Origin of the sequence: Candidatus Phaeomarinobacter ectocarpi, assembly GCF_000689395.1 — a bacterium.
GTDB lineage: Bacteria > Pseudomonadota > Alphaproteobacteria > CGMCC-115125 > CGMCC-115125 > Pyruvatibacter > Pyruvatibacter ectocarpi.
This window is the reverse complement of the sequence record NZ_HG966617.1, coordinates 1656721-1668026: the sequence shown is the minus strand read 5'-3', so window position 1 is coordinate 1668026 and position 11306 is coordinate 1656721. Positions and strand designations below refer to the sequence as shown.

At 57.1% G+C, this 11306-nt stretch carries 10 protein-coding genes; 5 read left to right on the top strand and 5 right to left on the bottom strand.

Annotated features, from left to right (window positions below):
- Positions 1–178: 178 nt before the first annotated feature.
- Complete coding sequence (locus tag BN1012_RS07985; RefSeq protein WP_043949211.1) at positions 179–595, bottom strand: hypothetical protein; 417 nt, start codon at positions 593–595, stop codon at positions 179–181.
- Between the two features lie 109 nt (positions 596–704).
- On the opposite strand from BN1012_RS07985, the gene BN1012_RS07980 reads away from it, so the two are divergent.
- Positions 705–1307 (top strand): TetR/AcrR family transcriptional regulator, encoded by a 603-nt coding sequence (locus BN1012_RS07980; protein WP_043949210.1) that lies wholly within the window; start codon positions 705–707, stop codon positions 1305–1307.
- Between the two features lie 693 nt (positions 1308–2000).
- Here the strand turns inward: BN1012_RS07980 and BN1012_RS07975 are convergent.
- The 3 genes from BN1012_RS07975 to BN1012_RS07965 form a co-directional block, all read right to left on the bottom strand.
- Positions 2001–4250, bottom strand: coding sequence for a copper-transporting P-type ATPase (locus tag BN1012_RS07975; protein ID WP_081826287.1), 2250 nt, complete (start codon positions 4248–4250; stop codon positions 2001–2003).
- A 120-nt stretch (positions 4251–4370) separates the two neighbouring features.
- Positions 4371–4760 carry a Cu(I)-responsive transcriptional regulator gene (gene cueR, locus BN1012_RS07970; RefSeq protein ID WP_043949209.1) on the bottom strand — a complete coding sequence of 130 codons (390 nt, stop codon included), beginning with the start codon at positions 4758–4760 and terminating at the stop codon, positions 4371–4373.
- Between the two features lie 51 nt (positions 4761–4811).
- Positions 4812–5675, bottom strand: a complete 864-nt coding sequence (locus BN1012_RS07965) for a TauD/TfdA dioxygenase family protein (RefSeq protein WP_197538347.1) — start codon at positions 5673–5675, stop codon at positions 4812–4814.
- Positions 5676–5734: 59 nt separating this feature from the next.
- Between BN1012_RS07965 and BN1012_RS07960 the strand changes: the two genes are divergently transcribed.
- Positions 5735–6154, top strand: coding sequence for a DUF1801 domain-containing protein (locus BN1012_RS07960; protein ID WP_043949208.1), 420 nt, complete (start codon positions 5735–5737; stop codon positions 6152–6154).
- On the opposite strand, the gene BN1012_RS07955 is transcribed toward BN1012_RS07960, so the two are convergent.
- The gene (locus BN1012_RS07955; protein WP_043949207.1) at positions 6151–7497 is read right to left on the bottom strand and encodes a sodium-dependent transporter; all 1347 of its coding nucleotides are present in this window, start codon (positions 7495–7497) and stop codon (positions 6151–6153) included. The two genes, BN1012_RS07960 and BN1012_RS07955, sit on opposite strands and share 4 nt — an antisense overlap.
- Before the next feature lie 112 nt (positions 7498–7609).
- Here BN1012_RS07955 and BN1012_RS07950 point away from each other — a divergent pair, with 112 nt between their 5' ends.
- The 3 genes from BN1012_RS07950 to BN1012_RS07940 all read left to right on the top strand — a co-directional run bounded on the left by BN1012_RS07950 (position 7610) and on the right by BN1012_RS07940 (position 11203).
- On the top strand, positions 7610–9430 hold the full coding sequence (locus BN1012_RS07950) for an amidohydrolase (protein ID WP_081826286.1): 1821 nt from the start codon (positions 7610–7612) through the stop codon (positions 9428–9430).
- Positions 9431–9516: 86 nt separating this feature from the next.
- A complete protein-coding gene (can, locus tag BN1012_RS07945) occupies positions 9517–10134 on the top strand; it encodes a carbonate dehydratase (RefSeq protein WP_043949206.1) in 618 nt (205 codons plus the stop codon).
- 40 nt (positions 10135–10174) lie between these two features.
- Complete coding sequence (locus BN1012_RS07940; protein ID WP_043949205.1) at positions 10175–11203, top strand: bestrophin family protein; 1029 nt, start codon at positions 10175–10177, stop codon at positions 11201–11203.
- Positions 11204–11306 lie beyond the last annotated feature (103 nt).

Here is an 11306-nt window from a genome sequence, read left to right as displayed (position 1 = left end):
TCCTCTCCGCCATTCCCCTTACATGAATTTCTGGTCTTTTGTGCTGTGCTTGACTGCGTTAGCCACATCAACCGCCGCGAAGCATTCAAGACCCAGCGCGACGCCGCACTTCTTGAGTGGTGCGAACGTCTCGCGTCCTAGGGGGTCTCATCCTGGCGATGCTTGAGGCGGGTTTGCATTAGGCTGACAGCGCCCGGCCACGATTTCTGACGCCGCGCTGAATGATAAGGAAAATCAGAGCTGCCGATAGGATGAGCAATAGGCCGAAAGCGGCATTGACACCCATTAGCTGTAATTCGCTTCCGTCGGAATGCGCCATACTTCCTCCATACAGCGCCTTGGTAAGATATGCCGCTACGAAGGATCCGCTGATTGCCAACGAGATTACCTCGGGGGCAATTCCGAAGCGATTTTGCCAGGCAAGACCCACAGCGAGCATCGACAATGATGCGTTGGTTATGAGTTGCCAGACCTCATGCAAGCGCGCATGAGCAGGCCAGTCTGGATTGAATACGTGGGTTGGCCCGATCTCCAGGTAGGGTACGACCAAGATGAACACGGCAGCATTCAACGTAATGACAGTTTTTGATAGCATTCTAATGCCTCATTTTAATATTGCATTGTTGAGCAGACTTTAGGGGATAAATTGACAGTGTCAATATTCATCAATTGTGTAGCAGTTTGCCGGGACGCTAACTGAGCTAATGACTGATCCAGAACGCGACACATTTCATCACGGCAACCTCAAAGCTGCCTTGCTTCAAGCTGCGCTGGACCTTCTGGATAGTGCCGGGGCTGAAGCCATTACAATTCGTGCCGTAGCGCGCAAAGCCGGCGTGTCCCACGCCGCACCCGTGAACCACTTCAAGGACCGGAAAGCTCTGCATACTGCTGTATGTGCGGCACTCTTTGAGGAGTTGGGCTCAGAGATCTCCGAGCGTCTTGCGGAAAAAGAAGGCTGTGCTCGCGAGGGCGCTGCGGTCTTTGCCGACACGCTCATAACCTACGGGCTTAGAAAGCCAAATCGGTATACAATGCTTTGGCGTCGTGATCTGACCAATGCTGCGGACGCCTCACTTCAGGCTGCGATGGATCGCATCTACGATGAACTGATGCAGGTGCTAGAGAGCACCAAAACAACCCGGGCATTTGATGATCATACAGCGGCGATCGCGCTATGGTCCCTGGCGCACGGATATGTCTCACTGCGATTGAGCGGCAACTTCGAGCCCATGGACGACGAAGTCACTGGACAACCGCGACAAGAAGCTATGCTGAATGTGCTACTGAATGCCCTGAGCAGTTGACGCGGGATTTTCGGCGGAACGGGTGTTTGAGCGGGTACGGCAAACAGCCTAGCATTTGTGGATAACACAGAATCCGTTCCGTTACTTCGAGACATCATTTGAGATTATCCGGTTGGCCGTGATGCTGTACCTCCGTTTCCCGCTTTCAGTTGGAAATGTAGAAGAGTTGCGGCCTAGCGGATACTCGACTAACGAAGCTGGAGACGGGTTCGCTTTAGACTGACAGCACCAGTCGGAGGCACGAAAGGTCGAACAGCGGTTCGGCTTCATACCAACTACCCGTGAGGATGTCTTGCGGGTCCGCGCAGAGCTGGCATCCCTGTCAGAGCGGTTGGTGGCGCATCGTGACGGGGGGATGTTCGATCCTCGGTTACACTCTTAAGTCGGTGTTGAAACTCAAGGCACACGCGCTGCAAGAGCGTTGATAAGATGATTGGCTCTCGCGACGTGCAAAGCACGGGTATGGTGTTGCCCATTTGGGCTGGTGCGATGTCGAGGGCAGCCAATGCAGCACGTTTAATTCCATGGTTGTTGGTACAAAGGTCTGGTACATTTGATTACCACAAGGCGTCAGAAAAGCCTTAGTTTCAGAGGATTTTTGAGCGCTGACGGAAGGTCCCTTCCTCTCCGCCATTCCCCTTACATGAAGTGCTGGTCTTTTGTGCTGTGCTTGTCCGAGCGCAGAGGTGATCGCTACAGATGTTTGCTGCGCAGACGAAGGGCATTGGCGATGACGGAGACGGAGCTGAGGCTCATGGCACCGGCTGCGATCATCGGGCTGAGCAACAGCCCAAACCATGGATAGAGAATGCCAGCAGCAATGGGCACACCCAGCGCGTTGTAGGCGAATGCGAAAAACAGGTTCTGCCTGATATTGCCCATGGTGGCCTGGCTCAGGGTGAAAGCCTTTTCGAGGTTGATGAGATCTCCCGATACCAGGGTAACGCCCGCGCTCTCCATAGCCACGTCGGTTCCCGTTCCCATGGCAATGCCAACGTCTGCCTGGGCAAGGGCTGGTGCGTCATTGATCCCGTCGCCCGCCATCGCGACGGTGGCGCCTGCAAGCTGAAGGTTTTCGATGATCTTGTGTTTGTCCGCGGGCATGACGTCCGCATGGATCTCGTCGATGTCGAGCTGTTGCGCGATGCTCTGTGCCGTCGCGTCGCTGTCGCCGGTCAGCATGATGAGGCGCAGACCGGCACGCCGAAGGGAGGCCAGGGCTGCGGGTGTGGTGGCCTTTATGGGATCGGCAACGCCGATGAGGCCTGCAGGCTCTTGATCAATGCTCACGAACATCACGGTCTGACCCTGACGCCGGTAGGTCTCAGCGTCTGAGATCCATTTCGGGTCCACCTCAAACATGTCGGCCATCAGTTGCGTGTTGCCGATGGCGACATGACGACCATCGACCATGCCTGTGACGCCTTGTCCTGTGATGGACTGGAAGTCTGCGACGTTGCGCAATGGAAGGTCTCTGGCGGTCGCCCCCTGGACAATCGAAGCGGCCAAGGGGTGCTCGCTGGCCTGTTCAACCGACGCGACGAGTTGCAGGAAGTCGGGTTCTGCAGTGGGGCCCGACGGCAGCACGCTGACAAGTTCGGGCCGGCCGAGGGTCAGGGTTCCCGTCTTGTCGAAGACGACCGTATCGACTTTTTCCAGAGTCTCCAGCGCTTCGGCGTCCTTGATCAGGATGCCGTTCTGAGCGCCTTTGCCCATGCCCACCATGATGGACATGGGTGTCGCCAGCCCAAGCGCACAGGGGCAGGCGATGATCAAAACGGCAACCGCGTTGATCAACCCGTAGGTCATGGCGGGGTCAGGTCCCCAGATGGACCAGACAACAAATGATGAAATTGCGACGGCAATGACCGCGGGTACGAACAAAGCGGCCACTGTGTCCGCAAGGCGCTGGATCGGTGCGCGGCTGCGTTGGGCGTCTGCCACCATGCGGACAATCTGCGACAGGAGGGTATCCTCGCCGACGCGTGTGGCCTGCATGGTGAAACCACCCGCTTGATTGACCGTCCCGCCAATGACCGTGGCCCCATTGCTCTTTTGAACGGGCAGGGGTTCACCGGTGACCATGGATTCATCGATGGTGCTGCGACCTTCTTGGATGGTGCCGTCTACCGGAATCTTGTCTCCGGGTTTGACCCTCAGCATGTCGCCGGCTGCAAGAGCATCAACGGGCACATCCTGCTCGCTGCCGTCAGATGCGATGCGGCGTGCGCTGGGCGGCTCCAGCTGCAGAAGCGCCTTGATGGCGCCGGAGGTGGCACTGCGGGCGCGAAGTTCAAGAACCTGACCGAGCAGAACAAGCGTGGTGATGACGGCAGCAGCTTCGTAGTAAACGGCAACGCTGCCATCCGCTGCCTGAAAGGCCATGGGGAAAGCATCAGGCACCAAGGTCGCAATCAGGCTGAAGGCGAAAGCGACGGAAACGCCCAGCGCGATCAGTGTGAACATGTTGAGGTTCATGGTGCGAACGGATTGGATACCGCGCACGAAGAATGGCCACCCGCCCCATATGACGACGGGTGTCGCAAGTGCCAGCTGGATCCACTGTCCGGTTGCCGCGCTGAACATCCCGTCAAACGGCTTGCCGGGAATAAGCTCACCCATAGCGAGAATGAACAGGGGCAAGGTGAACATGAGGCTGACCCAAAATCGCCGGCTCATGTCATCCGGTTCGGTTGTGTCTTCCTCGAGCGAGGGGATGCCTTCGGATTCCAGAGCCATGCCGCACAGGGGGCAGGTTCCCGGACCCGGCTGCCGAACATCCAGATGCATCGGGCAGGTGTAGACCGTTCCGCTGAATCCTGCGGGAACAGTGTCGTACTGGCCCGGGGCAATGTCCTGATTTGCTGCGGCTGAACCACAGCAATCTGCGTGGGCGTCATCTGCAGGTGTTGGTGTTGCCGTGCCGGATGTTGTCTCGTTCATGTTTCCCCGTGGTCTTGAGGCGCGCCGGGACTAGCCCGATTCAGCCGGCACTGTGGACGTTCCAGTTACGGGAAGGTCAAGGGGATTTGGAGACTGCCGGAAGAACCGGTGGTTTTTGCCTCAGGCTTTGGACAGATCGTCGAGGATCGGGCAATCCGGCCGGTTGTTGCCGCGGCAGTTCTTGGCCAGATGCAGGAGCGTATTGGCCATGGCCTCGAGCTCCGCGCTCTTTGCGCGCAGTTCCTCCACATGGGTCATTGCCAGCGCTTTGACGTCGGCGCTTGCCCGGTCGCGGTCCTGCCACAGGGTGAGGAGTTTGCTCACTTCCTTGACGGAGAAACCAAGACCACGGGCGCGGCGAATGAAGCGCAGGGTATGAATTTCCTGATCACCGTAAACACGGTAGCCCGCATCACTCCTGTCCGCTTCGGGAATAAGGCCGATGCTTTCGTAGTAGCGGATGTTCTTGGCAGTCACGCCAGATGCTTTTGCTGCTTCGCCGATATTCATGATGCCGCAGTGTGTCCTTATGGCTTTGCTGACGTGGAGGGATACGCTTCGTCAGGCTGCCCGCTCGGAAATAGTTGTCCGGTGGAGGAGGCGGTCGTAGCCGTCATAGCCGCCGCTGGCTCGATGCAGGAGACACCGGTTGTCCCACATAACCAGCATGTTGGGTTTCCATTTGTGTCGGTACACGAACTTGTCCTGCGTTTGATGCTGGTAAAGGCGCATAAGAAGATCATCGCTCTGCTCTTTGCTCATGCCCTTGAAGCCCTGGATGTACCCAATCGTTGAGAAGAGAGCGGGGCGGCCTGTTTCCGTATGCGGTCGGACAAGGGGGTGCTCGTTTTTAAGGCGTGCTTCCTCTGAACTGATGATCCGCATGCTGCGATCGGACTCCTCCTCTTTGTCCTGTCCATACATACCGTCAGGAGCGTAGGCCGCTTCTGCGGAATGGATGGCAACGACACCCTCGATCTCGGCTTTGAGGTCGTCTGGCAGGTGGTCGTAGGCCATGTGCTGATTGGCAAAATAGGTATCGCCACCTTCGGGTGGAATGGTCAGGCCCATGAGGCAGGTGGCGATGGGTGGCTTGTCCTGAAAGCTCCAATCGGTGTGCCAGCCCTCTGCAAACAGGGGAGATGTTTCGTCGGCGCGCCGCACGATGGCGGCGATGTTTTCGCGGCCATCAATGGGTGCGAAAAACGGGTCATGGCCAAAGTCGCCGAAGTAGAGCGTAAAGCGCTCCAGGTCGTCGTCGCTCATGGGTTGGTCTGGAAACACCAACACGTGATGCTCGAGCCACGCTGCACGTATTTCAGCGATGCAATCGGCATCCAGGGCTTTGGTGAGGTCCACGCCGGTTGCGTAGGCTCCGCATGCCTGTCCCGTGGGTTTGATGTCCAGCATGGCGATATCCTCCATTTTTATTTGCCGCAAGTGTGCCTGTTTCTTGCGCCGATGTCATCGGATAGGCTGCCAAGATGGGCCAGCAGGACATTTCAATTGAGAGCGTGATGGCGGAATATCCGCCCAAGCTACGGCCGACCATTAATAAGTTGCGCAAGCTGGTTCGTGAGGTTGCCAAATCCAACGCCGATGTCGGTGAGTTGGTGGAAACGTTGAAATGGGGGCAGCCGTCTTTTTTGCCCAAGGGGCCCAGAATTGGCACCACCGTTCGCATGGATGCGGTGAGTAAAGACCCTGTGCGGGTGGCCCTTTATTTTCATTGTCAGACGACGCTGGTGGAGACGTTCCGCGAGCTCTATTCTGACACGCTGAATTTTGAGGGTAACCGCGCGATTGTGCTGGATGTCTCACGGCCGTTGCCTGAGGCAGAGCTTCGGCACTGCATCGAGATGGCGCTGACCTACCACAAAGCCAAGCGCACGAAAGCTGCCTAGAAGCCGACGGCTTTTGACCAGATCAAGACAACAATGCCCAACGGGGCGATGTATGTCAGGCCGGCGCGCAGATAGATTTTCACTGGGCCTTCCGGCATGTCCGGCACGATGGCCCGGCTCACGAAAATGGCCATACCCAACCCGCTGATGGGCAGCAGCCACGACGACGTTGCCTGGTCGAGGAAATCAAACAGGCTCAGGCCAAGGATGGAAATGCTGTCCCACACGGTCATCGACAGGGTCACGGCGGCGCCACCAATCCAGGTGGCGCCCGCTGCCATGAGGGTGGCGCTGCTGCCGCTGACATTGAGCGTTTCTTCCAGCCAGTGGCGGGCGATGATCATCAAGGCGATGAGCGAAGAGAAAGCCGCAAGCAATGTGGCAGTGAAAAAACCAAGGCCAAACAGGTCGCCGTTGGGCAGCAGGGTGAAGCCTTGTGGCAGGGCGATGAAGAGGAGACCTGGCCCGCCGTTTGATTCCAGATTGAAGGCAAATACAATCGGGAAGATGATAAGGGCAGCGGCAATGGCAATGGCGGTGTCGAGCAGAGCGACCGATATTCCAAGGCGCGGGATGTTGGCTTCATCGTCCAGATACGCGCCGTAGATGAGCATGCCGCACATGCCCACACTCAAGGTGAAAAAGGCGTGGCCGAGCGCTTCTCCAAATGCGTCCACGGACAGAGCTGAGAAGTCGGGCTGGAACATATAGGTGAAAGCTTCGCCAAGCTTGCCTGTGGTCGCCGCCACCATCACCAGCATCGCAACCAGCAAAACAACGAACAGCGGTGCCACATAGCGCATCACGGACTGAATGCCGCCGGTCACGTCGTAGTAGATGACAAGCCCGGCTGTGACGACGATGGCCGTGACAGCGCTGAGCTGAAGGGTGGGGTCTGCCAACATCGCGGAGAAGGCATCAGCGCCGCTGCGGGCTGCATCACCGCCCAGCACGGCCTGTGCAAAGTCCACGGTGTAAATGCCGACCCAGCCTGACACCACGCTGTAAAACGCAAGAATCATCAAGGCAATGATGGCGCCAAGGGCACCCAGCCCACCCCAGAGCCGTGACATCGCTTTTTCCCTGGCGACCCGCAGGAACGCGCTGGCGGGAAACTCTCCGCCCTTGCGGCCGACGAAAACCTCACCAATCAGCAGCGGTGCGCCCAAACCAATGAGGCATGCCAGATAGAGCAGGACGAACGCGCCACCTCCGTTTTCCCCTACGATATAGGGGAACTTCCAGATATTGCCGAGGCCGACAGCTGAGCCGGACGCAGCGAACACAAACATGAGCCTGGAAGACCAATGGGGACGGGCAGGTGCGATGGATGATGCGGTCATTGTGGGAGCTTTTCACCGGGCAGTTGTCATCAGAGCGTTTTTATTGGTGGCGAGGCGTGCCACAGTTGACCAAAGAATAGCCGATAAATGCGTTTAGGGGGCAAGCGGGCATATGGAACAGTCAGGGACGATTGATGGGGTGCGGAGCGTATCCGCAAAGAGTGGTTGTGGCAGCCATCATGGCAAAGCGACAGATCTGTTTGGATGCCCGTGTTGCGCGCCTGTTCTGGGCGAACTTGGTCTTCTGTCCTTGCCTCATATGGCAGCGTCCGCCAATGCGCTTGCCTGGAAGAATGAGAGCCTGGGCGTGCCACCACAAGCCGTGGGCCTGACGATCTTCACAAATGCAACGGTGATCACGGCCGATGCCGATTTCTCAATTGCAGAAGCGCTGGCAATTGACGGCGACAAAATCCTTGCGGTCGGATCTCTGGAGGATGTGCGGGCCAGTGTTCCTGATACCGCCACGATAGTGGATGCAGGAGGCAAGACCATTTTGCCCGGCTTCATTGAGCCGCATATGCACTTTTTCCCGATTGCCATGCTCAGCCGGTTTGAAGATGTCGGCGCGGTGAATTGCCCGACGGTTGCTTCGGTGCTGGATCGCGTTGGTGAGCTGGCAAAGTCCGCCAATGAGGGCGAGTGGATTATTGGGCGACAGTTTGATCCGTCTCTTCAGGACGGTCCCGATGCGATCACCTGTGAGATGCTTGATCCGGTCACTGGCGACACGCCCTGTCTGCTGTTCAACGCGTCGCTCCACATTGCCTACTGCAATTCCGCAGCGTTCAAGATTGCCGGTCTGTCCGCTGAGACGCCGGACCCAGATGGTGCAGCCTTCGGGCGCAACAGCGATGGGTCTCTCAATGGTGTGTGTCAGGGCGGTCCTGCATTCGGTCAGGTGTTGGCGCATAATCTTGCTGCCATGGCGCTGGAAGACGTTCCCGCCGCCTGCAAGCATGTGTGTGACCGGGCCAATCAGGTTGGTATCACGACCTTCTGCGACCAGGCGTCGGGCAGCTTTCAGGGGGCTAATGAGCTGGCTGCGTTCGATGCATTTGCACGAAGTGGTCACATGACCACGCGGTTGCGGTACTCACTGTTCGGCAGCTTTGCTGATACCTGGGACAAGACAGACGTGTCGTTTGGGCAGGGCAATGAATTTGCGCGCGCCACTGGCTGGAAGATTGTTTCCGATGGATCCAATCAAGGCCGCACGGGCTTGCAGCGCGAGCCGTACCTGGGTCGCGACGATAAAGGGATGGCCTATGTTGAAGCTGCAGATTTGAAGCAACAGGTCACACAGAGGGCACTCGAAGGCTGGCAGGTTGTGGTGCATGCCAATGGTGACCAGGCGATTGATAATACGCTGGATGCCTTTGAAGCCGCTTACGAAGCCGGCGCGCCGCGGGACATGCGGTATCGGATCGAGCATTGCTCCGTCCTTCATGACGAACAGATTGCCCGCATCAAGAAGCTCGGTCTGTCACCTAGTTTTCTGATTGGGCATATCTACTACTGGGCAAAAGCCTTCAGGGACGAAGTGTTTGGCCCGGAGAAGGCTAAACTGCTGGGCCGGGCACGGTCGTGTCAGGATGCGGATATTCCATGGACGATGCATTCAGATGAGCCGGTTTCCGAGATGGGTCCGCTTAGGTGCATCGAAAACGCTGTTACCCGGCAAATGTGGAAAGAACCAAGTTCGACCCTCAATGCGGATGAGCGCGTGACCGTTGAGGAAGCCATTTTGTCGATCACCCGGGTGGCCGCATGGCAGTGCCATTCAGACCATGAGGTGGGGTCGCTCGAGGTGGGCAAATTTGCTGACTTTGTGGTCCTCGACAATGACCCACGCAAGGTGCCGGAAAACGAGATTTCTCAAATCAAAGTTCTGGAAACTTGGTCCGGTGGGCGTCAGGTGTATGCCAGCTGACATCCAAATTGGGTCTGGCCATTCGACGCCTGGTCAGGTCATAAAGACCCGTCTTTTCTATTGATTTGCAGGCATTTGACTTATTCATGACGCAGATATCTGAACTTTTTACGCGCAACCGTCTTTGGGCGGACCGGCTGAAGGAAATCAACCCGAACTTCTTCAGCTCACTGGCTGAACAGCAGTCGCCGGAGTTTCTGTGGATCGGGTGTGCGGATAGTCGTGTGCCTGCCAATGAGATTGTAGATCTGCCACCGGGCGGCGTGTTCGTTCACAGGAACATCGCCAATGTGGTTGTGCCCTCTGATCTCAACTGCCTGTCGGTTATTCAGTATGCGGTTGAAGTGCTGAAAGTGAAGCACGTGATCGTCTGTGGCCATTATGGCTGTGGTGGCGTCAAGGCATCGCTCGATGATGCAGATCATGGGCTGATCGACAATTGGCTGCATCATATTCGCGACGTGGCCCGTCTCCACCATGCGGACTTCGATGACAGTATGAGCGAAGAAGACCGGGTCAACCGATTGTGCGAACTCAATGTGATCGAACAGGTTCGCAATGTAGCGAACACGACCATCCTGCGGCACGCTTGGGAGCGTGGCGGCGAGGTGGAAGTTCATGGATGGGTCTATTCGATTGCCGATGGCATCGTGAAGGGTCTTTGCACCCACACGGCTGACGGCCTCAAGAACGATGCCGCATAGCGTCGGGCTGATCTGACGACTGCACACCGGAGCACTCAACATGTATGTCCGCCGCAATATTAGAGCTGCGCATGTCTTCAATGACTCATGGCGCTTTTTGCTGCTTGTCGGCGTCTGGTCGGCCCTGATTGTCTATTGCTTCGAGTTCCTGGGGTGGGAGTTTCTGGCGGTGCCATTTCTTCCGGTCTCGACCATTGGCATCGCGGTTGCGCTCTATCTGGGGTTCAAGAGCAATTCGTCTTACGCGCGCTGGTGGGAAGCTCGAATGATCTGGGGTGCCATCATCAATGACAGCCGCAGCTGGGGCAATCTGGTCTGCCATTTGATCCATGATGACAATGGACGGGTTGATCATGGGGCGCAGCTGGATTTGATGCGCCGCCATATTGCCTGGGTCAATGCATTAGCGTTCCAGCTGCGGACCACGACGCGCCTGCGCGTCAAACCACGCACCCGCATTTTCGATTTCCGCCGCGATATGGATGATCACGCGTTCCATCAGCGCAAGGAAAGCTACCTGCGTTATCTGGAGCAGGAAGAAATTGACGTTGTGGAAAAGTGCGGCAACCCGGCGACCCAGATCATGCGGCTGCAGGGCGCTGATGTGCGTGACCTGGCACTTGAAGGACAGCTCGACCCGATCCGCGAGGTGTCGATGATGGACATGATCACGCGGTTCTATGACAGCCAGGGCAAGGCAGAGCGCATCGACAAGACGCCGTTCCCTCGACAGATTGCGTTTTTCGGGACGGTTTTCACGTGGCTGTTCGTTATCCTGCTGCCATTCGGGTTCCTGGATGCCTTTCAGGGCGAGGTGGAGACACACGCTCTCAGCCAACTGATGGGGCAGGAGTACATGTTTGTGCTTGTTCCCTTCACGATGCTCATTTCATGGGTGTTTTATGTGATGGAGAAAGTGAGCGACTCCACCGAAGACCCGTTTGAAGGTGGGGTACATGACGTACCTGTGTCGGCCATCTCCACAACCATCGAGATCGATCTCAAGCAGATGCTTGGGATGGACGATGTGCCCGCGCCTCTGAAGCCCATTGACGACGTCTTGTACTGATTTGGGGACTGATCCGCAGGCGGATTAACAGACCGTTTACCATTTGCGCGCAGAGTTTTACGAACGACGAATATGGGTTCGTGCGAGAAACTTGCGTGAGGGC